At 57.5% G+C, this 22497-nt stretch carries 18 protein-coding genes; 16 read left to right on the forward strand and 2 right to left on the reverse strand.

What is annotated here, in order from left to right; genetic code table 11:
• The first annotated feature begins 119 nt into the window (after positions 1–119).
• The 16 genes from Q1A20_RS14180 (at position 120) to Q1A20_RS14255 (ending at position 20890) form a co-directional block, all read left to right on the forward strand.
• Positions 120–1238 (forward strand): glycosyltransferase, encoded by a 1119-nt coding sequence (locus Q1A20_RS14180; RefSeq protein ID WP_299917215.1) that lies wholly within the window; start codon positions 120–122, stop codon positions 1236–1238.
• Positions 1239–1339: 101 nt separating this feature from the next.
• The gene (locus tag Q1A20_RS14185) at positions 1340–3211 is read left to right on the forward strand and encodes an AAA family ATPase (RefSeq protein WP_299917217.1); all 1872 of its coding nucleotides are present in this window, start codon (positions 1340–1342) and stop codon (positions 3209–3211) included.
• A complete protein-coding gene (locus tag Q1A20_RS14190; protein WP_299402021.1) occupies positions 3211–4599 on the forward strand; it encodes a hypothetical protein in 1389 nt (462 codons plus the stop codon). Before Q1A20_RS14185 ends, Q1A20_RS14190 begins: the two co-directional genes overlap by 1 nt.
• 296 nt (positions 4600–4895) lie before the next feature.
• On the forward strand, positions 4896–6116 hold the full coding sequence (locus Q1A20_RS14195) for a polysaccharide biosynthesis/export family protein (RefSeq protein WP_299917218.1): 1221 nt from the start codon (positions 4896–4898) through the stop codon (positions 6114–6116).
• 73 nt (positions 6117–6189) lie between these two features.
• Complete coding sequence (locus Q1A20_RS14200) at positions 6190–7131, forward strand: sulfotransferase (RefSeq protein WP_299402025.1); 942 nt, start codon at positions 6190–6192, stop codon at positions 7129–7131.
• 593 nt (positions 7132–7724) lie between these two features.
• On the forward strand, positions 7725–9836 hold the full coding sequence (locus Q1A20_RS14205) for a nucleoside-diphosphate sugar epimerase/dehydratase (protein WP_299402027.1): 2112 nt from the start codon (positions 7725–7727) through the stop codon (positions 9834–9836).
• Positions 9833–11101, forward strand: a complete 1269-nt coding sequence (locus Q1A20_RS14210; RefSeq protein WP_299402029.1) for a glycosyltransferase family 4 protein — start codon at positions 9833–9835, stop codon at positions 11099–11101. The genes Q1A20_RS14205 and Q1A20_RS14210 overlap by 4 nt, the downstream gene beginning before the upstream one ends.
• Positions 11102–11124: 23 nt before the next feature.
• Positions 11125–11535: a GtrA family protein gene (locus tag Q1A20_RS14215; RefSeq protein ID WP_299917221.1), complete on the forward strand. Its 411-nt coding sequence runs from the start codon at positions 11125–11127 to the stop codon at positions 11533–11535.
• The gene (locus Q1A20_RS14220; protein ID WP_299402032.1) at positions 11522–13171 is read left to right on the forward strand and encodes a hypothetical protein; all 1650 of its coding nucleotides are present in this window, start codon (positions 11522–11524) and stop codon (positions 13169–13171) included. Before Q1A20_RS14215 ends, Q1A20_RS14220 begins: the two co-directional genes overlap by 14 nt.
• Before the next feature lie 109 nt (positions 13172–13280).
• Entirely contained in the window at positions 13281–14087 is an 807-nt protein-coding gene (gene rfbF, locus Q1A20_RS14225) for a glucose-1-phosphate cytidylyltransferase (RefSeq protein ID WP_298969407.1), read from the forward strand.
• Positions 14088–14097: 10 nt separating this feature from the next.
• Entirely contained in the window at positions 14098–15234 is a 1137-nt protein-coding gene (gene rfbG / locus Q1A20_RS14230; protein WP_299402034.1) for a CDP-glucose 4,6-dehydratase, read from the forward strand.
• A 30-nt stretch (positions 15235–15264) separates the two neighbouring features.
• A complete protein-coding gene (locus Q1A20_RS14235; protein ID WP_299402036.1) occupies positions 15265–16473 on the forward strand; it encodes an aminotransferase class I/II-fold pyridoxal phosphate-dependent enzyme in 1209 nt (402 codons plus the stop codon).
• A gap of 59 nt (positions 16474–16532) precedes the next feature.
• On the forward strand, positions 16533–17777 hold the full coding sequence (locus Q1A20_RS14240) for a class I SAM-dependent methyltransferase (RefSeq protein WP_299917224.1): 1245 nt from the start codon (positions 16533–16535) through the stop codon (positions 17775–17777).
• A 9-nt stretch (positions 17778–17786) separates the two neighbouring features.
• A complete protein-coding gene (locus Q1A20_RS14245; RefSeq protein ID WP_299917226.1) occupies positions 17787–18758 on the forward strand; it encodes an NAD(P)-dependent oxidoreductase in 972 nt (323 codons plus the stop codon).
• The gene (locus Q1A20_RS14250) at positions 18698–19732 is read left to right on the forward strand and encodes a glycosyltransferase (protein ID WP_299402043.1); all 1035 of its coding nucleotides are present in this window, start codon (positions 18698–18700) and stop codon (positions 19730–19732) included. Before Q1A20_RS14245 ends, Q1A20_RS14250 begins: the two co-directional genes overlap by 61 nt.
• 15 nt (positions 19733–19747) lie before the next feature.
• Positions 19748–20890 (forward strand): glycosyltransferase family 4 protein, encoded by a 1143-nt coding sequence (locus tag Q1A20_RS14255; RefSeq protein WP_299917228.1) that lies wholly within the window; start codon positions 19748–19750, stop codon positions 20888–20890.
• Here Q1A20_RS14255 and Q1A20_RS14260 read toward each other — a convergent pair.
• Together Q1A20_RS14260 and Q1A20_RS14265 are read right to left on the reverse strand one after the other, a co-directional pair.
• Positions 20851–21510, reverse strand: coding sequence for an HAD family hydrolase (locus tag Q1A20_RS14260; RefSeq protein WP_299917229.1), 660 nt, complete (start codon positions 21508–21510; stop codon positions 20851–20853). The genes Q1A20_RS14255 and Q1A20_RS14260 overlap by 40 nt on opposite strands.
• Positions 21510–22481, reverse strand: a complete 972-nt coding sequence (locus tag Q1A20_RS14265; RefSeq protein ID WP_299917230.1) for an ATP-grasp domain-containing protein — start codon at positions 22479–22481, stop codon at positions 21510–21512. Before Q1A20_RS14265 ends, Q1A20_RS14260 begins: the two co-directional genes overlap by 1 nt.
• Positions 22482–22497: the final 16 nt, after the last annotated feature.

Genomic DNA, 22497 nt, shown 5'->3' on the forward strand with positions numbered 1-22497 from the left:
GGTATGCATTCCTCTTTGTCTCAGGAAAGTTTACTTGTAATGCCAAAAAAAGTAAGAACACTAACATTATGATTATTGTTCATTTTATCACCAGCACGGGAGTGGGTGGTGCTCAAATTATGTTAAAGAGGTACTTGGCTGCGCTCGGACCGGAGGTCAAAAACCACAGTGTGGTTTCCCTGACCGGCATTGGATCGATTGGGCGAGATATCCAGAATATGGGCGTTCATGTTGAGTCGCTTGGGCTGAAGCCCGGGCGCGTGAGCCTGTCAGCCATCGCGAAAATGCGAAAGATGCTACGGCAGCAGCCGGTCAGCGTCGTTCATGCCTGGATGTATCACGGGTGTCTTGCTTCGATCATCGGATTGGCGGGCAGGTTCGGCAAAAAACCGGGACTGGTTTGGGGTGTGCATCACTCTTTGCAGGACATCAAAAAGGAAAAGCTTTCCAGCCGGATGATCATCCGGATCATGGCGGCCTTGTCGGGGAGTGTCGGGCGCATCACCTATTGTTCAGACGTGTCCCGAAATCAGCATGAGGCAATTGGCTTTAATGCAAAGAAATCAGCGCTCATTCCCAACGCCGTCGATACCTCGGAATTCAAACCTGACCCCGCCGCGCGTGAGCGGCTGATCGGGGTTCTTGATATTCCGGGTGATCGACTGATGGTGGGGAATGTATCGCGCAGCCATCCGATGAAAGACCATGTCTCCATGGTGCGGGCCACCGCAAAGATGCTGGAGGAGGGCCACAACGTTCAGGCTGTTCTGATCGGCGAGGGCCATACAGGCAGTGCCGCTGCGGTAGAAGCGCAGTCTCTGGGAATTGCCGATCGCGTGAGCTTTCTGGAGATGCGCCACGACATCGCCAAGCTGGTGCCAGGTCTGGATGTTTTTCTGCTGTCGTCTGCCTGGGGTGAGGCATTTCCCCTCGCGGTGACCGAGGCGATGTCGGCAGAGGTGCCCTGCGTGGTCACGGATGTCGGCGATTGCGCAAAACTCGTCGGGGATACCGGCACTGTGGTGCCGCCATCCGACGCAAATGCACAGGCATCAGCTGTGGGCGCATTATTGTCCGCGGGTGAAGAAGAACGGGCGCGTCTGGGCAGGGCCGCGCGCCTGCGTGTTCAAGATAACTTTTCGATGAATCAATACGTACAACTTCATAGAGAGGCCTACCATTCGGTGCAGTCAGGCCGACCGCAGGCGGCGCATAATATCCGCTCGATGTCTGCCTGAACAAGAATTGTGTTAAGCGCGGCTCAGGCCGCCGTTTGGAATTAGTTTAAGCAAGGGAGCCCTGTGCGTGCGCATCGGGAACCGATGCGGGAGTGATGAATATGACAGCACAAGGGCCGATTTCGCAATTGGGTCAGACGGAGCCGGAGGGCAGGGTCGGGCTTGATGGCGCCTGGAGCATCGTTCGCCGCCATCTGCTGATGGTCATCTTGATTGTCACCGCTTTTGTCGGGCTTGCCTATGCCGCCGTCAGCTATTTGCCGGAGGAGTACAAGACCCGGTCGACGGTGATCTTGACCTTGCTGGAGACGAGGGTCAGCGCCACGGAAGTGGAATTGGAGACATTCGAGCTTTCGCGCCTTGTGATCGAGACCGAGCTGGATATTCTGCGCTCTCGTGACTTCGCCGTGGAAGTCGCGGAAGCGCTGCAATTCTTTGACGAACCGACGTTTGCGGGCGAGCCGGGCGTTGTCGAGGATCCAAACGATCCGGTTTGGCGTGAAAAAGTCATCGATAAGACGCTGAAATCCTACACTGTTTTCCGCCAGGGGGAGAGTCTGGCGGTTGAAATCGTGGCGGAATCGACCGATCCTCGCATGGCCGCGAACATCGCAAATCAGGTTGCCAGATCGTATATTGAAAAATCCGTTCTCAAACGCCGCGAAGGCATTGTGCAATCCATTGAGTTTCTGCGCGGGCGCGTCGATCAATTGGGCGAAGAGCTTTCGCAATCTGAGCTGAGCCTTGCGGCTTTCATCCGCGAGAACGATCTGGATGATGAGAACCTTTCCGATCAGCTGCGCGCCGATGTGGACCGGCTTGTTTCCATCGAGAGCATTTTGTCCAAGGACCCGACCGCGCAAGACGAATTCGAAGCGACGACACAGGACCTGCGGGCTGCCGAAGCTGCGCTGCATGATCGCACGCGGTCGCAGCTGTCGCTGATGCGGATGGAGCGCTCGATGGAACTGCTGCGCGCGCGCTATCAAACCGCCATCGAGAAACTGAATGAGCTTGAAAACCAATTGCAATTTGTGTCCCAGGGTGCCCGGCAGGTGTCTGTGGCGCGGGTTCCGATTGACCCATTTTGGCCCAACAAACGCACGACGCTTGCGGTCAGTGTGGTGGCGGGTCTGGCGCTGGCCTTCATCGCGGCCCTGCTGCTGGAAGGTCTCAACAACAAGCTTTGGAACGAAGATCAGACGATCGCAGCCTCCGGCGTTCCGAATTTCGGGTTTGTGCCCAAAATCAAGAAAAAGGGCCTGTTTTCCCGAGAATACTCGCCCATCTGGTTTCTCCACGCAAACCCCAATTCGGGATTTGCAGAGGCGCTGCGCAGCCTGATCACCCTGTGGTTCAACCTGGCTGCCGGAGGGAAAGTGGTGATGGTCACCTCTGGTCTGCCAAACGAAGGAAAGTCGACATTGACCGTGGCGCTGGCGGCTGCTGCGGCCAATGACGGGATGAATGTACTGGTTCTCGACCTCGACAGCCACCGCCGCGGGGCATCGAAGATGCTGGGCTCAACCGAAAAACTGGCAACATTTCAGGACGTTCTGTCCGGGAAAACCGTTGGCGTGCCCGCCTATGTAGATGGCGAGGAAGTGGAGGGCGTGCAGGTTCTTGGCCTGCAAACGCGGCACAAAACGTCACCTCAGGATCTGAAACAGGATCTGCAGGCTCTGAACAAGAAGTTGAGCGCGGACTATGATCTCGTGTTGGTGGATACACCGCCGGTGCTTGTCGTGGACGAACCCTGCCGTTTTGGTGCGCTGGTTGAATCGACGCTGCTGGTCGTGAGGTGGGCGCGCACGACCGACGAGGTGCTGCGGGATACCGTTGGGAAACTCGCCAGCAACGGTATCGAAGTTTCCGGGACCGTCATCAACAACGTCGACCCGCGCAAACAGCGCAGATACGGATACGGCGGATATGCGCATTACTACAGTTACGGCGCATCAGGGTATCACTGATGTTACGCGCCGCCGCTGTTTTATCGGTTCTCTTGCTGATGCCCGAAGCGTCGGGCGCAGGTCCTTCTGACGGGATTGCGTTCCCGGGTGCCGATGGGTTTGGCGCGGTCGCAACCGGCTGGAAAGGTGGCGAAATTCACAGGGTTTCGTCTTTGGCCGATGACGGCCCCGGCTCTTTGCGCACCTGTGCGGCGAGCAGCGGGCAGCCGCGAATTTGTGTGTTTTCGGTGAGCGGCACCATCGAGTTGCGCGGCCCGATCAAACTGCCATCCAATATATATGTCGCCGGGCAAACCGCACCGGGGGATGGTATTCAGTTGCGACTGGTTGGTGGCAAGCACGGGCCGCTGATCCTGAAGAATGTGAATGATGTTGTGGTGCGCCACCTCAAGGTGCGCCCCGGGCCAAGCCCAACGCCGTCGCCGTCCGTGGATGCGATCACGGTGGAGAATGGGCAGCGGATCTATCTGGGCAACCTGTCGATGGCCTTTGCCACGGATGAAACATTTAACGTCCACGTCTCGGGCGCGACGGCGGCAGACATTACCCTTGCCGACAGCATTCTGGCCTATAGTTTGGATCGCTCCAATCACCCGAAGGGACGACACTCGAAGGGCGCGTTGATCTGCTCAACCGAGAACGTGAACAATGGCTGCGGAAGGATTTCGCTGCACCGCAACCTGTTTGCCCACCACAGGGATCGGCAACCTGACGTCAAGGGCACCTCCATCGGTCCGGTGGAGGTGATCAACAACGTCTTTTACAACCCGGTCAGCCAGTTCGGCGAGTTCTACGATCTGATCGGGGATGCGAAAATTGCCTATCTCGGCAATGTCGCGTTGTCCGGACCAAACACCATTCGGAAAACGCCCGAAGCCGTGCAGGTTTTTGAATGGGAGGATGCGTTTCAAGTTGAGCTTTTGGCCGAGGACAATATCGCGACATCTGCGCAGGGATGTCGCGTGCGGCAAATGCGCGTGCTCGACCCCATTGCGCAGCAGCAACAAGTCGCCGCACCGGGATGGCAGACGAACATTGTGGCGCGGCCCGCAGCGCAGACCCTCAGTGATGTTCTGGCGATAGCCGGAGACCAGATCCCGGGCAGACGGGCTCCCGACGCGCTGGATCAGCGGGTGGTGTCAGATGTCCGAAACTGTGGCGGCGCGATCATTAACGAGGTCACGCAAGTCGGTGGCTGGCCGTCGATTGCATCAGCTGATCCGGCGTCGCAAACAGACAGCGACGGTGACGGCTTTCCGGACCTCTGGGAGGCCGGTCAAAACGGACTGGACCCAAACGAAGCGAACGATCCCTGGGAAGCCAATCCCCAGACGGGACTGAGCCATGTCGAAACCTGGCTGGCGGCGCTCGCCGGGGATGGGAGTTAGGTGATGATCAGGGTGTATCCGCTGCTGAGTGAAATTACCGGTCGGAACGGCGGTTTAGGCTTGCGCGCCGGTCCCAAGCTTTACGGAGGTTTCGGAGCGGATAGGTCGCGCCGTCAGACAATCAGTAGGCCATTGCATCTGTGTTACGATGCACAACTCAATGCCCCAAGAGCGGTATCTGCCGGAAACAAAATCCCCGCATCCCAAGTCTTGTCTTCCAAAGTTACAGGGGAGCCATCGGTAGTGTCGATCGTCTCCCAGTTGTTCAATGTGTTTGATTTCCGGAGGAAATACCCGTGAAACGTCCTGTGTTGGTACCCTTTCTTATCGCGGTTTTTGTTTGGCTCTCTGCGCCATTTGCGATCGCACAGACATACACGTTGACGGGACAGGACCGTGTCCTGATACGGGCCATGCAATGGGACAGAACCACCGGCTCCTATTCACAATGGCCCGGCGTTTCCGGTGAATACGTCGTGTCAACAGAGGGGCTGATACATGTCCCGCTGGCTGGCCAGCTTGAGGCCAAGGGAAAGACGGTCGGGGCCTTGTCCGAGCAATTGCAACTCAGGCTGCACCGCCTGATCGGCACGTCGGAGCCGCCGCAGGTCGCGATGGAAATCATTGGGCATCTGCCGGTGTACGTTTTGGGAGACGTGCAAAACCCGGGGGCTTACCCCTATCGGCCCGGTCTCACGTCACAACAAGCGCTTGCGGTGTCGGGCGGCCTGCTCCGGGTCATCGATGCAGGCGCTCCTGGCAACGCCTCGGAACAGTTGAGGCTGGCAGGCCAGATACGGGTTGCTGAAGATCGTATCAGAGCCCTTCAGGAGGAGCGCAACCGCCTCAACTGGGATCTTGGCGCATTGGGTCGGCAGCTCGAAACGGGTTCGGATGCAGCGTTGCCGACGGGGAGAGAAGGCGAAATCCTTGCTGCTGTACAAACCGCGCGGGCTGCTCAAAATGCGCGGATTCTCGATCTGCAGGCCGTGCTGAAAGAGCAGATTACCCGCCTCAGCTCTCAGATCGCGCTCCGGGATGAGCAGATCGCCCTGACAAAAGCGGAGCTCGAAAACGTCAGTTCTCTGAAAGAGCGGGGGTTGACCGTGAACACACGGGTATCAAGCCTGAACAACGCGCTCAACGATCTGGAGGCGAAGCGCCTGCAGTTGGAGATCGGCCTGCTGACCGCGCAACAACAGCTCAATCTGGCAGAGCGGGAAGAGCTGACATTGCTGGACGATGCAAAATCGGGCGGCCTGTCGCGGTTGAACAACGTCGAGCAGGAAATCGCAGCCCAGCAGATCGGCCTGACAACCCTTCGCTCATTGTATGAAGAGGCGGTTGCAGCCAACCCCTCCGCCGTGGTTGATCCGCTGACCGAGCGGGCGACGAAGTATTTTGTTACGCGCGGATCGGACCAGACCGTTCTCGAATTGACCGCGACGGGTGAATTGCTACCGGGTGACACAATCGAAATCCGCCGCGTCTCGATAGGTGAAAAAGCAGCCAATTAGATATGAGCGAAATGAAAATCGAATGCATTGGAGACCGCGACAAACAGCCGTTACACACCGCTGAAATGATAGTTTGGAGATTACGTTTTTAAGCCACCGACCTTTGCGGGAACTTCGGTATTTCAATGCCCCGATCCGCATAGTCGCCCGGAATTTAATGCCAGTACGAACAGATGAGGTTTTAATGCCGACCCCAGATTTAAATGTTGATTTTTTGATAATCGGTGCCGCCAAATGTGCCACAACCTGGCTGCAGCAATCGCTTTCTGCCAACAAATCCATTTATTTACCCGAACCGGAGCTGCACTTCTTCTCACGTGAGTATGACCGCGGGATCGCCTGGTATCAGGACCAGTTTTCCGGGTTCGGACGCGATGTCACAATCGGCGAAAAATCCAATTCCTACCTCACCGAACCGCAGGCCGCCGACCGCATTGCCAAACACTATCCGGATGTTCGCCTTATCGCTCAACTGCGCGACCCGGTGAAACGCGCCTATTCCGACTACTGCATGCTACTGCGCCGCGGCAGTGTATCGACCGACATCTGGCGGCACCTGGATCCCGAAAAAGCTGCCGATGAAAGGTTCCTTATCGACAGCCGGTACGGGCATCACCTGACGCGTTTCAGGAATACCTTTCCCGAAGAAAACCTTCTGATCCTCGACTTTGATGACGTCACGCGGGAGCCTGAAAAGCAGCTGCGTCGTGTCGCGGATCATCTTGGGGTAAAGGGCGCGCTACATCCGCCCGTGCAGGAGCGTGTCAAAGACAAAAATGCGCCCACCGTGCCGCATAGATTTCGACGTGCGCTGGCCCCCTTGCGGCCCATGCTCGATCCTTTGAGAGACAAATGGCCGGTCCGTGCCATCCGTGACCAGATTGCCCGACCGGTGAAATATCCGCCTTTGCATCCCGATCTCGCCAAAAAGATGAGGGATCACTTCCTGCCAGATATCGAGTTGCTGCAAAAATTTGAGCCAACAATATCAGCGCATTGGCTTGGAGAGAGGTGATGGATCGCAGCGGTATCACGCGCAAGGAGAGAGCGGAAACCGGCGAATCGCCGCCGATTCGGGCTCGAATTCCGGCGAGAATCATCACTGAGACGCTGTTTGCACGAATTATGTTGCTAAAAAAATCATCACAATTCGTTTTTTTGCGCATTCAATTTATGCGAGAGGTCTGGCTAACTATCTGATTTTAAATTAATAAATCTGAAGTTATGTATCTTTTGTGACATCTTCCCGCATAGGTAGACCGCATTATGATGGAAATCAGCGCGGTCATGCATATAATTATTAACAATAGGTTAACACGTCTTAGTTGTAACGATTGCAAAAGTTTTTTTATCCCGGGCGACACTGGGAAAGACGCAATTCAAGCGTTTTTTGAGTACGAAAATGAAGTTTGGTGAAGTGGTGTTAGGAGGCTTTGAATTGAATTTTTTTGAATGTTGCCGGGGTTTGTTCATCCCGTGACAAAATTAGCTTTAGCCGGGGTTGCGCTGGCTGGCTGAGCACAAGGGGCGGTGATCCAAGATTTCCTGGGCGCTCCAACTCTAAAATTTAAGACGTACCGACGAACCAACGAACGTGGAGCGTTGCGCATGACTGATTATATTTCGACCGGTGACGATGACCGGGATGGTATTCATTCGACACCTAGTTTCCGACAAAGCGTTTTGTCAGATTTTGAGTACTGGTTCAAACAGACGATTGCTGAGATCAAGGCCAATTGCCGGTTGGTTGTTGGCGACATTCTGTCTTCCGCTTTATCGGGTGCTTTGGCGCTTTTACTGGCGTTTGGCGTCGTCGCCCAACCTCATCTGCTCAATGCGCTGTGGCCCGTGGTCCTGATGTCCTGCGTCACCGGTATTCTGGTTTATCCGCTTGCCGGGTTTTACCGTCGTCACACGCGGTCCACGTCTCTGCGAGATGTGACGGTGATTGTGCGCGGCGCGGTTTCCATGGTCGCGGTGTTGGCCATTCTCTCCACGTTCCATGCAACCACCGCGGCGGTGCCGGTTGCGGTATTTGTCATTCAATTCTTCCTTCTCGTGCCCGCGCTGGGGGCATTGCGCGTGGTGGCGCGGGGCCGCGAGATGTCCCGCCGCGCGCAGCGGCTTGGCGATGTCGCGACCGACAGGGTGCCGGTGTTGATCGTGGGCACGGGCACTTCCAGTGATCTGTTCGTGCGTTCCCTGCGCAACACGCAGACGAAGTACCGGCCCATCGGCATCATCGATGATGCGCGCAATACCAACGGCTTGTATTTCCACGATGTGAAAATCATCGGGTCGCTGCGGGATCCGGAGCCGATCATCGCCCATTTTAAGACGTCGGATGAATTGCCCCAGCGGTTGCTGCTGACGGAACCGGTGACCCATTTTGACGCGGACGGGATCCGCAAGCTGACGGATTGGGCCGAAGCCTACGGCATCAAAGTGTCGCGTCTTGCCGGTCTTGATGAAATGAAATCGGGCGGGACGACCGAGACCACGGAACTGAAAACCGTCGACCCCGAGGACATTCTCAGCCGCCCGCAAAAAATCGTAGAAAGGTCTTTGCTGCGCAAGCTCTTCGAAGGCCGCCGGGTTCTGGTCACCGGCGCTGGCGGATCAATCGGCAGCGAGTTGGCACGGCAGATCGCCTCCTTTGAGCCAGCAGAACTGGTGTTGGTCGATAACTGCGAATTCAACGCCTATTCGATCGATATGGACCTGTCCCGGCACTTTCCCGACGTGTTGCGCCGGGTCTATGTGGCCAGCATTCGCGATGAAATGCGTGTTAGGTCCATCTTTGGCAAGCACCGCCCTGAAATTGTGTTCAATGCGGCGGCGCTGAAACATGTTCCGATGGTTGAATTGAACCCGTGCGAGGGTGTTTTGACCAATGTGGTTGGCACCCGAAATGTCGCCGATGCGGCGCGTGATGTCGGCGCGATTGCGATGGTGCAGGTGTCCACAGACAAGGCGGTGAACACCACCAATGTCATGGGCGCAACAAAGCGGGTCGCGGAATTCTATGCTCAGGCGCAGGACCGCATCACCAATGAAACCGATGAGATGACTCGGTTTTTCTCGGTGCGTTTCGGCAATGTGCTGGGGTCCTCCGGCTCTCTTATCCCGCTGTTTCAACAGCAGATTTCCAAGGGGGGGCCGCTGACCATCACCGATCCGCAGATGGAGCGGTATTTCATGACGATCCGCGAAGCGGTCCAACTTACGCTGGTTGCGGCGGCGAGCGGGCTTGAGTTGGAGACGAGCCATGGCGAGATCTTTGTTCTCGACATGGGTCGCCCGATCAAAATCTTGGACCTTGCGGAACGCATGATCGAATTGGCGGGGCTGAAACCCTCCAAGGATATTGCCATCGAATTCATTGGCAAACGCCCTGGTGAAAAGCTGTTCGAGGAGTTGTTCGACGCCACCGAAGAGCGCAAGCAATGCGGCATTCCGGGCGTGAGCTCGGCCCAGCCTGAAGGTGTTCCGATTGCGCGGTTGCGCGCCGCGATACTGAAGCTGGAACATGCCGCGCGCCGTGGTGATGAGCTGACGGTCAAACGTCTGCTCAAGAATCTGGTGCCGGGATACGGGATCAACGGTCTGCGATCGGTCGAAATTCCGGAGGGCGACGTCGGCGTGCCAAAAGGCCAGGTTCCCGTAGTGCCTGCCAACCAGAACCCAGATGCCGATGAGCTGTTAAGGACCGGTGTATGACAGCCATGCCGACAATTGTGGATGACGCATTTGTGCAGCCTGCGGATGATCGCAAGCTGCACAAACGTCGTGCGATTGTCATCGGCAGTCTGGGGTATTCCCTGGTGAATTTTCGGCTCGACCTGATGCGGCGGTTCCAGGAAAACGGGTACGAGGTGCTGGCCCTGGCGGCGGAGATTGACCCTGCGACGGCACAGATCCTTGACCGGCATGGCATTCGGCATCGCGAGATCCCAATGCAAAGAACGGGCACGAACCCGTTCCAAGATCTGAAAACGCTGCGGGCCCTGGTGTCTGAGCTGCGATCCGAAAAACCGGACATCGTTCTCACCTACACGATGAAGCCGATCATCTACGGATCGTTGGCGGCACGGATCGTCGGTGTGGGCGCCTGCTTTGCCATGTTCACCGGTCTTGGGTACGCCTTCATGGAAGATGCGCCGCGCGGGCGCCGTCGTCTGGTACGCGACATTTCGATCCGACTTCACCGTCCTGCGCTCAAGCGGATCAAAGCAGCCTTCTGCTACAACGCCGCGGATCGGCGCGACATTCGCCGTTTTCGCATGATCGATGATGCCACGCCGCTTTATGACGTGCCCGGATCAGGCGTGGATACGGTGCGCTTTGCCCCCAAACCGATCCCTAAGGACAAGATGCGGTTTTTGTTCGTCGGACGCCTGCTGCGCTCCAAAGGCCTTGAGGTGTTGGCAGCGGCGGCCGCGCTCTTGCGTGCTGAAGACCTTGAATTCGATGTTCAGGTTCTCGGACCACGCGACAGCAACCCCGATGCGATAAGTGATGCGCAATTGGCCGATTGGCAGGCGCGCGGGCTGCTGACCTACGCCGGTGAAACGGATGATGTTGTTCCGTTCCTGCAGTCCTGCGGCGTCTTTGTTCTGCCCACGCAATTGCGCGAAGGTATCCCGCGCTCGATCCTCGAAGCGATGTCCTGTGGGCGCGCGGTGATCACAACGGATGCGCCCGGATGCGGTGAAAACGTGGCCCATGATGAGTGCGGTCTGGTTGTGCCACGCGGGGATGCGGCCTCTCTGGCGGCGGCCATGCGGCGCTTCATTCAAGCACCGGAACTGGCGGTTTCGATGGGCAAAGCAGCGCGTGCGCGTGTCTGCCTGCACAATGACGTCCATGCTGTGAATGGCCGCCTCATGCGCCTGATGGGCATCGAGGATCCCCTTCATGCGGAATTCAAGCCCGACATTGTCGAGCATAAGTTTCGCGGCGAAGTCGAGTGTGTGTCGACATGATGTGCGATGAAACATCCACGGCGATGCCCCAGGCATCCAACACGCGGACCCGCGCAATCCGGTTCCTGGGAACGGGCGTGGTCAATACAATGTTTGGCTATGGCGTTTACGCCTTGCTGGTCAGTCTTGGCGCCCATGTTCAGGTCGCACTGGTGGCGCAGTTTGCGCTGGGCGTGATTTGGAATTACGCGCTCCACGCCAGATTTGTTTTTGGCGTCAGCGGCTACGACAAGTTGCCAAGATATTGCCTGGCCTATGTCAGCACCTACCTGTTCAACGCCGTTCTGCTCCAGATCCTATCGAACGCCGGGATGAACCCCTACGCAGCGCAGCTCTTGGCGCTGGTGCCAACCGTGATTTTGTCCTTCGTTCTGGTTTCTTACGCGCTCGGCGCCTCGCTTGATGTCAAGGGAGGCCGCAATGAGCGTCTCTGACATGCACGGCCCTGCCGTCAAAAGACGGAACATGGCGGGTGCTGATGCCCCGCACCAGCTGTCGCGGATGCTGATCACGGGGGCCGTGGCGTTTTGCGGGATCATGCTGTTGGCGGGCATCTACGGTCGGCTGATGAACTACGGGCTGCGTCGTGACGAGATGATGTTTGTACCGCCAGCTGCCTTTTTGCCCGGCTGGGACCTTTACCGGGATTTCTTCTATAACCACGTGCCGAACTCAGCCTGGTACTTCAAGGGGATCAACCTGTTCTTCGGCGAGGCAGGGTTGCTTTTCGCCGCCCGTTTCGGTGTGTTTCTGGGCTGGCTGGGCCTTGTGGGCAGCGTTTTCTGGGTGACGCTGCGCATCTCGAAAAATCGCATCTTCGCGTTTTTCTGTGCCGTTGCGATGCTGACCGCCGATCCTTTGCTGGGTGAGGCGGGAATGGCCGCTTCCAACAACCTGCTGCCGCTTCCTTTTGCCGTATTGGGTCTTGGGCTCTTCATCATGGAGACCCTGAAACAACAGGTGAATGCGCGCTTTCTGTTTTGCGCCGGTGTCTGCCTTTCCATTGCTGCCGGTATGAAAATCAGTGCGGTCATTTTCATCCCACCGGTGGCAATTGCCGCCTTCCTTCTGCCTCTGCACATGGGGTTGGCGGATCGCTTCAAACGTGTCGTTTTCCCGTTGCTCGTTGGCGGGCTGATCGGTGCCTTGCCGCTCTTTTGGTATCTGATTTCCGATCCTGAGCTTTTCCTGGCGCATGTCATTGGATTTCACCTCGGCCCACACATCGCCTATTGGGACGCTAACGCCTATACGGAACCGAACCTGGCCATGGGGCTCGGCGGTAAACTTCTGCTTGCCTATGGCGGCTGGTTGGCAGGTGTGCCGCTGATCATGGGCGTGGTTGCCACCTATCTCGTCTGGGTCGCGCTGCGCGATAAAAGCACCGGGCACGTCCGCGAAGAAGGATACTTCGGCCAGCTGCTGGTGTGTTTTGGCGCGATTTGTCTCGCCATTCTGATGAGCTTCTCTCCGACACCGGGGTTCCCACAATACTACGTTCTGCCACTGGCGTGCCTGCCCATCTTTTGCGCCGTGGTGTTCCGCCGCATCTCTCCGGACTCGCAGCGCGCGATCGTGCCGCTTCTGGGGGCCAGCATGCTTGTCATGATGGTTCTGGCGGCACCGCGCCTAGGCGCTGGCGTTCTTGCGCTGACCCAGCCCGACAAGTTGACCGTGTCGCGCATCTCCACCGATGCTCAGCGGCTCAACCAGATCATTGTGCAGGATCATGGCCTCAGCGGGCCTGTCGCGACCTTTTTGCCAATCTATCCACTTGAGGCTGATCTGCCTGTCTATGCGGAATTTGCCTCGGGGCAGTTTGCCTATCGCATTGTCCCCTACACCGCCCCTGAGCTTGCGGCGCAGTACACGATGGTAGGGGAAGATGGGCTTGATGCGCTTTTTGCGCAGACGCCTCCGGCGGCATTCCTGCTCGGATATGCCGAGGCCCTCGAAGGCCCGATGCTCCGCTACGCGCAAGCCAACGGGTATCAGCTTCTCGAAGGGGAGCGTTTCGAGAACCGTTACGGTCCGGGTCAGCTCTATATTCGAACGCGGGGAGGGGAGTGATGATCCATCCTTACCATACCGCCCGGCACGATGTGCCAATTCGGTCAATTCTTTCGACCGGTCACCAGTTAAGCGTTTGTAAACATTAGTTACTACGAGGGAGTTTGATATGAAGACGATACTGCTTGCAGGGGGACTTGGGTCCCGCCTTGCCGAGGAAACAGTAAAGATCCCAAAGCCCATGGTCGAGGTGGGCGGGCGCCCGATCATCGCCCGCGTCATGGATATCTACAGCCATTTTGGGCACCGCGATTTTGTGGTCGCGGCGGGGTATAAGGCGCTCTTGCTCAAGCAATTCTTCGCCAATTATCACCTGATTGCGAATAACATCTCGGTCTCTGTCGATACCGGCAAGATGAAGCTGGTGCCGACCACGCCCGGCGGCTGGAACGTCGCAGTTGTCGACACCGGCGCGGATACGATGACCAGCGGGCGCATTCGCAGATTGCGCGACTGGCTGCAGCCGGAAACATTCATGTGCACCTATTCCGATGGTCTGGGGAACATCAATGTTGACGCGCTGCTTGATTTCCACCGGTCCCACGGCAAGCTTGCAACGGTTACCGCCGTGCAGCCACCGGCGCGGTTCGGCAACATCGAGCTGAAGGGCGACCGGGTAGATGCGTTCACCGAAAAAGTCCGCTCAGGCGATACCTGGATCAACGGCGGATACTTTGTATTCGAACCGGGCGTTCTGGACTACATGGTGGATGATACCGAACCGCTGGAGCAATCACCGCTGACGCAGATGGCCCGCGATGGCGAGCTCATGGCCTATCGTCACCACGGTTTCTGGCATCCGATGGATACGATCCGGGACCGCAACACACTAAACGCACTTTGTGACGAAGACGTGCCGCCGTGGCTCAACTTCGACGAAGAGCTGCCCGCAAGCATGCCGGCGCTGGCAATCTGAAGTTAAGCTAATGGATAGTTTTTCCTCAGTGGATTTCGGCCAGGTATTTGCCGGGCGCCGCGTGCTGGTCACCGGGCATACAGGCTTCAAGGGAGGCTGGCTGTCGGTATGGCTGCAGCGGCTTGGCGCGCATGTTACGGGTCTTTCGCTCCCACCCGACGACGGCCCGGGGTTCTTTGACCTATGTGGTGTGGAAGGCCTTGTTGACAGCCGCATTGCAGACATTCGCGATGCGGACGCCGTGCATGAGACGCTGCGCGACGTGGATGCAGAAATCGTATTCCATTTAGCCGCGCAACCACTGGTGCGTTATTCCTACCGGCATCCGGCGGAAACCTTTGCGACCAATGTATCGGGCACAGCCCATGTGCTCGACGCGGCAAAATCGATGGGCTCTCTGCGCACGGTTGTCGTGATCACCAGCGACAAGTGCTATGACAACCGCGAATGGACATGGGGGTATCGCGAGAACGATCCTCTGGGCGGCGCGGATCCATACAGCGCGTCAAAGGGCTGCACCGAATTGGTGGCGAACGCTTACGCCAACGCCTTCTTCTCCGAACCCGACGGGCCACGCTTGGCCACGGCGCGGGCCGGAAACGTCTTTGGCGGTGGCGACTGGGGCGAGGACCGTCTGGTCCCGGATATTGTGCGCTCTGCGTTTTCCGGAACGCCACTGGACATTCGCAGCCCCAGCAGCATCCGGCCCTGGCAGCATGTGATGGAGCCGCTTTCGGGATATCTGATGCTGGCCGCCGCACTGACCTCGCAAGGTCGGGACTATGCCGGGGCGTGGAACTTCGGGCCCGATGTATCGGGCACGGTCAACGTGCGCGAACTTGCCGGAATGATCCAGAAATTCTGGGGTCCGGAAGCGCCCAAACTGATCTTTCAGAATGAAGACCCCTCCGCAGAGCCCAAGCTGCACGAAGCTGGCATTCTGCGTCTGGACAGCACCAAGGCGCAAACGGGGTTGGGGTGGAAACCACGCCTGAACCTGCCCGAAGCCATCAATCTGACCACCGAATGGTACAAGGCGCAGTTGGACGGCGCTGACATGCTGAGCATCACCCGGTCGCAGATCGACCATTACAACAGTCTAATTTCCGAAACGCTTTTGAGTAATCAAGTTACCGCGGCCCAATAGCCGCATTTATCGAATAGGGAGAATACCATCATGAGAGTCAACTACGGCCAGACGGTTCATGGACAAGAAGAAATTGATGCGGTCGTCGAAGTTCTGCAGACCTCGACGCAAATGGGGCCGCGCGTGCGCAAAATGCAGGAGCGTGTTTCCTCCCTGTTTTCAAAAGATCACGGCATCATGGTCAACTCAGGATCTTCGGCGAATTATCTGGCCGTTGAGATACTGGACCTGCCCAAGGGCAGCGAGGTCATCACCCCGGCCTTGACCTTTGCCACCACGGTTGCGCCGCTGGTGCGTCACGGATTGGTCCCAACCTTCGTAGATGCAGCCGAAGGCACCTATAACATCGACGTAGACGCCATTGAACGGATGATTTCGTCATCGACCTCGGCGGTGATGATCCCCTCGCTGATCGGGAACCTGCCGGATTGGAAGCAGATCCGCGAATTGGCCGATGCGCATAACCTGAAGGTGATCGAAGACAGTGCGGACACGCTGGGTGCGACCATGTCCGGCACCAGCACCGGGGTCTATTCCGACGTGTCGACAACCAGCTTTTACGGCAGCCATGTCATCAACGGCGCGGGCAACGGCGGCATGTTGTGTGTCAATGACCCCGATCTTGCACGCCGCGCGCTGCTCTTGCGGTCCTGGGGACGCAGCTCGTCGCTGTTTGTGGAATCCGAGTCGATTGAGAACCGGTTCAACGTGCACCTCGATGGGATCGAATATGATGCCAAGTTCCTCTTTGAGGATCTGGGATACAACCTTGAGCCATCTGAAATCAGCGCGGCGTTTGGCCTGGTTCAGCTTGGAAAACTCGATCACAACATCGCTGAGCGGGAAAAGAACTTCGACGCACATGTTGCGTTCTTCTCAGCCTATGAGGACTGGTTCATCCTGCCAAAACAGCTGGAAAACTCGCGCACCGGCTGGCTGGCTTTCCCGCTGACCATCCGTCCCGATGCGCCGTTCACCCGCCGTGAATTGCAGATTTTCCTGGAAAAGGCGGACATTCAGACGCGCCCGGTCTTTACCGGCAACATCCTGCGCCAGCCCGCAATGAAGAAGGTCACCTACCGTGCGGATGACGCAGGCTATCCGGTGTCGGATCACGTGATGCGCGGCGGTATCCTCTTGGCCTGTCATCATGGTCTGACCGATGCGCATGTCGACTACATGCACCGGACCTTCGAAGATTTCGCGCAACAGTTCGGCAGCCGGAAAAAGTCAGCATGATTTTGACCCGCCGGTAACCCGGCGCACTCTGGTCTTGTTTTACAAAGGAGTTTGTTTCCATGAATTTGCCTTTTAACCCACCGTCATCGCGCACGCAGTGTCGCACCTGCAAATCTGAAAACCTGATGATGGTTCTGAGGATGGGGGATCATCCTCCCGCCAACATGTTTGCGCGCAAGGAAGACGTTGGAAAGCCGCAGACGGCGTTCCCGCTGAACTGTCAGGCGTGCCTGGACTGTGGCCTCATTCAGGTCGCGGATCAGGTGCCACCGGATTTCTTCACCGATTACCTATATGTTCCGTCGGGCGCTGCCACGATGCACACCCATTTTGCCGAACTCGCTGAGGTTGCCGTGGCTCAGGCGGATGGTGAATTGATCGTGGACATCGGCTGCAACGACGGGCTCATGCTGTCGCATGCCAATCGTCTGGGGGGCCGCACGCTGGGTGTCGATCCGGCGGCCAACCTGGCGAAAATCGCCGAAGAGCGGGGCGTGCGTGTCCATGTCGGTTTCTTCAACGCCGAAACGGCGAAGGGTCTGCGGGAAACTGAAGGTCCCGCACGCGTCATCACCACGACCAACACGTTCAACCATATTGATGACCTGCACGGGTTTACCCGTGGCGTGCTCTCGCTTTTGGCCGAGGATGGCGTGTTCGTGATTGAGGTCCCCTGGGGCAAGGAAATCCTGGAAACCAACGAATTCGACAATGTGTATCATGAACACCTGTCCGAACTCAGCTTGCTGTCCATCGTCCGTCTGGGCGAAGGCGTCGGCCTGGATGTGGTCGACGTGACCAAGCTGCCGGTGCACGGCGGATCAATGCGCGTCTTCATGAAGCCTGCAGCGGCAAATGCACCAAAGGCACCGATCGTTGCGCAAATGCTGGCCGAAGAGGCCGCTGCCGGGGTGACGGATCGGGACAGCTATGAGCAGTTTTCGCATCGCGTTCAGAATCTGGGGGAAGACCTCGTCAAGCTGTTGGCTTCGCTCAAGGCAGATGGCAAGACCATCGCGGGCTACGGGGCGCCGGCGAAGGGCAACACGCTGCTCAACTACTTCCGGATCGGAACAGAGACGCTGGATTTCCTGGTGGATCGTAACCCGCTGAAACAGGGGCTCTATTCCCCGGGCATGAATATCCCGGTGCTGTCGCCCGATGCGGTGGCCGAGCATAAGCCCGACTATCTGTTGGTGCTGGCCTGGAACTTCTTCGACGAGATTCGGGAACAAATGGCGGATTTCGAAGCGCGCGGCGGCAAGTTCATCGTACCACTACCAACGCCGAAGATCATTCCATAGGGAACACTCATGGCGCGCGTTCTCATCACAGGAGCCACTGGCTTCATCGGATCACATCTCGCCCGGGCTTGTCTGGCGCGGGGGGATGATGTGACCGTGATGGCGCGCCCATCTTCATCATTGGAGCGGCTCGAAAGTCTGGCCGGGCGGCTTGACGTGCGTCGGCTGGACCTTGCGGATGCGCCTGCGGTGACCGCCTGTCTGAACGCATCCCGGCCGGAGATCATTTTCCACGCCGGTGCCCGCACACGCTACGCGGCCCCTGCCGATCTGACGGACATGGCGGAAAGCGTTGATGACAACCTCACGCCATTGTTTTCCTTGCTGTTCGCAGCAGCAAATGCGTCGGAACCCCCGCGGGTTCTGGTCCGCACAGGCACAATTGCGGAGTATGGTGACACCGAGCTTCCCTACACCGAAACCCAATGTGCATTCCCCCGGAACGCTTATGGGGCATCGCTGCTCGCCGGGACGCAATTTATGTCCATGGCCAGATCCCGCCTGCCCTTTGATGCGGTCACTGCCCGCCTGGCATTGACCTATGGGCCCGGGCAGTCACGCGATTTTCTGATACCGCATTTGGTGGACCAGTTGCTCAAGAATGAAACCGTCACCATCGCGCGCCCGGATGATAGGCGTGACCTTATCTATGTGGAGGATGTGGTGGCGGCGCTTCTGCAAATTGCGGACCGGCCCGGGGCCGTGGGGCCCGTGGTCAATGTCTGTTCGAGTGAGGCCCCAAGAATGAGCGAGGTTGCTTTGATGTTGCTGCGCGCGACCAAGGCGGCACGTGACCTTGTGGAGATTTCGCACCAGACATCCCAGCCCGTGGAACTCGTTTGTGATGGTGGGCACATGGCCGAAACCCTCGGCTGGTCCGCTGGCGTGCCTCTCTTCGACGGTCTTGAAAGGACAGTGCAATGGGCAAAACACGAATCTCAACTGCTGCAGCCCTCAGAACAGCGTTTGGCGGCGATATGACGACGGTTTCGATCCTGATCCCGGCCCTCAACGAAGAGGACAACGTTCGCGATGTTTATCAGCGGGTGCTGCGTGTCTTTGATGGCCTGGAGGAGTATGAGCCGGAGATCATTTTTACGGACAATCACTCTGACGATCGCACCTTCGAGATCCTGTCAGAGATTGCGGCCGACGACACCCGCGTGCGGGTCATTCGGTTTTCGCGCAACGTCGGATATCAGGCCTCTGTGCTGACGGCCTATCGCTCTGCCAAGGGTGCCTGCGCCATCCAACTCGATTGCGATCTGCAGGATCCCCCAGAGCTCATTCCACAGATGCTCGACACTTGGAAACAGGGGTATCACGTTGTCTACGGCGTGCGTCGCAGCCTACCGGATGGGCCGATCATTGCCGGGTTGCGCCGGGCGTTTTATGCGCTGATCGACAAGATCAGCAACGATGATCTGCCCCGCAATGCCGGTGAATTCCGCCTGACGGATCGGCGTATACTGGATGAGTTGAAGCGGGTTGATGACCGATCACCCTATGTGCGCGGATTGATCAGCGGGATGGGTTTCAACCAGATCGGATTTGAATACGACCGGCAGGCCCGTACCGCAGGCAGTTCCAAGTTTCCAATGCGGGCGATGATTTCGCTTGCCGTGGATGGGCTGATCAACCACTCGCTGATCCCCTTGCGGCTGGCTTCCATGATCAGTCTTGCGGTTGGACTGATGACATTTCTTCTGCTGATTGGATATGTGGTCGGGAAGGTCGTTTTTGGTCAGGATTGGCCAGCCGGGTTTGCAACCACCACCATTCTTTTGCTGTTGTCGATGACCTTGAACGCCATGTTTCTTGGTATCCTCGGAGAGTACATTGGGCGCATTTTTCTTCAATCGAAAGATCTGCATAGGCCACTCATTGAGCATGATTTGAACCGACCGGATGATGTCGAGGGCACTCCAACGGTGCGTTCGCATGCCGCTGAGTAGGGAAAGGAAATTCAATTGCGACTTCTACTGATCCAGGGTGGTTTTGGTGCTGGCGGCGCTGAAAAGAACGTCGCCGCCATTGCGGCAGATCGCGCCCGACAAGGGGATGAGGTTCATGTCGCCGGCCTGACAATGCCTGAAAGTGGCCCGTTCTTTTCCTATCCGGATACCGTGACGCTTCATCCGATCATAAACCCGGACACTGCGCCGGGATATGGCGCGCAGCACAAGCGGTTGCTGCACATCCGCCGCACCATCAAGAAAGTGCGGCCCGACGTGATTGTCTCGTTCCTGACCAAGGTGAATGTGCTGACACTCATTGCGACGATCGGTCAGCGTGTGCCGGTTGTCATTTCCGAACGCAACAATCCGCGGGTTCAAGGTGGTCACCCGCTTTGGTACCATGGACAAAACTGGCTTGGACGACATGCGACCGCAATAACCGTCCTGACGGAGCGTGCCAGCGAAGATATGCCCAAAGCCTTGCAAAGAAAGGCGGTTGTCATCCCCAACGGCTGCTCGCCTTATCCGGTCAGTGCAGCCTCCAATACAGAGGATGGCATAAATCTTGTCGCGGTCGGTCGCCTTGACCGGCAAAAGGGTTTTGACTTGCTGCTGCAGGCAATGGCCAAGGTGCATGACAAGGTGCAAGGTGCGCATCTCACCATTTGGGGCGAGGGCCCGGAGCGCGCAAGTTTGGAAGCCCAACGAGAGGAACTCGGTTTGACGGATTGCGTCACCATGCCTGGTAATTGCCCGCCCGGAACCTGGATGAGCGATGCGGATATGTTGGTGTTTTCTTCGCGATACGAAGGTTTTTCCAATGTGGTCGCAGAGGCCACGGTGAGCGGGCTGCCTGTTGTATCCTTTGATTGCCCCTATGGGCCGCGCGAGATGATCCGTGACGGTGACAACGGCATTCTGGTGCCACTTGAAGACATGGATGCGCTTGCCGCTTCCGTGATATCTCTGTGTCACGACGACGCATTGCGCGGCCAGATGCGCTTGCGTTCAAAGCAATGCCGCGAATGGCTTGATCCCACGCGTGTCCTTCAACAGTGGAGTGAGGTCATCGATCGGGCAGCGCTGAGCGCGAATATCCCGGTGGGACGAAAGGCTCAGCTCGGCAAAGCTGCGTCCAACTCCTCCATACTCTGAATTTCGATCTGAGCGGCATGGTCTAGATCCGGCGCGAGAGGCGAATGAATGGCGCCGGTGCGTCGGATCTGAATGGTCAACCATCCCCGTGCTTTTGGCGTGATGAAATCCTTGGCCGGATTGTCCGCGATATACACCATATGGGACTTCGGTGGCGCCAGTTGTTCCATTTCTTCGAACGCCCGGGGATGCGGTTTTCCGAAGCCTTGGGGCCAACTGCCCGTCGCACGAATGTGCTGAATGCGTTGATCCAGCGCCAAGGCTCGGACTTTGGCCATCTGTGTATGTTCAGGGCCGTCGGTGATTAGTCCGAAAGGTGCCGCATTTTCTGTTCGCGCCAAAAATTGATCGGCGTCCGGACATAAAGAAATCTGAGGGGCATGTCCGCGGTACTCCGCCACCAATGCCCCAATCAGATCGGGTGTCGCGGATATCCCATGTGATGCGCAGGCCCGATCAAAAATATTGCGCCGCTCGCCGGAGGCAAAGAGCTCTCGACATGTGGCGCCAAAGCCGGGGATGCCGTGGTTGTTCGCCACCCAGGCATCGACATGCCGGTAGCCACTGAAAGCGAAATCTCTTTCCAGGTAGAGTGTATCGTCCAGATCAAATACGATCATCAATCAACGTAGACGGCGCTGTCATACCGCATCATGCGAACGCCTTCCCTCCAGTCATCGTGGGCTGTGCAGGGGCGCCCAATCGTCTCTTCCAACAGCCACTGCGCAAAGGTTGCACCGGCGTGGTCGGCAAGGGGATAGCCGCCACCGAAGCGAGCATTGATCTCAATGACGCAAGGGCCGTGGACCCCATCCTCAAGGGTTTGGAAACAGGCAACGCCCCGCAGATCTGGTAGGGCTGAGACGATGCCTTCGGCAATGTCACGCAGGTCCTGTCGACGCCGCGTGACACCTTTTTCAACCTCACCGGCTCGAATACTCTTGCGCAGGTGCGGGATAACGGTGCGTAAAACGCCATCCGCCTCCACAAAGATGTTAACCGTGAACTCCGGACCCCTGACCAGGTTTTGAAAGATCATCGGCTCGGGGAATTCGGTCGGAACGTCCTCCATCCTGTCAAAAACCTGAAGACCACGGCTCGCGCTGCCGCCGCTGGGTTTGGCGAAAACGGGCCAATTGAGCCTGTCAGGAGTTGCGCGCAGTTCGTCCAATGAAAGCGTGCTTGGTACCGGAACGCCTGCTGCGGCCAAAACTTCCGCCGTGAGTCCTTTGTCGCGCACGATGTCGATGACATGGGCAGGTGATACATGCAAACGGGCGCCCGCTCGCGCGAATTCTTCATGGGCCAAAGCCAAAGGCTTCAAATCCGGATCAATTGTCGGGACGACCAGATCAATTGCGTTTTCCTTCACCGCCTGCAGGACCGCCGCCGCATATTCGGGCGCATCTGATCTTGGCATTCTCAATGCAACGTCAGCGATGGCGCAGGCCGCAGCTTCGTCCGGGACCAGGTCGCTGGCGTAGACCTTGAGATCAATGTTCAATTGTTCGGCTGCAGATCGAAAACACTGGATCAACCCGACCCGCCGTCCTGCAGAACAGACAAGGATACGCATGCTGTTCTGTGACATAAAACTCTCCCGAAAC

It is taken from the genome of uncultured Roseobacter sp., assembly GCF_947501835.1.
In the GTDB taxonomy this organism is placed as follows: Bacteria; Pseudomonadota; Alphaproteobacteria; order Rhodobacterales; family Rhodobacteraceae; genus Roseobacter.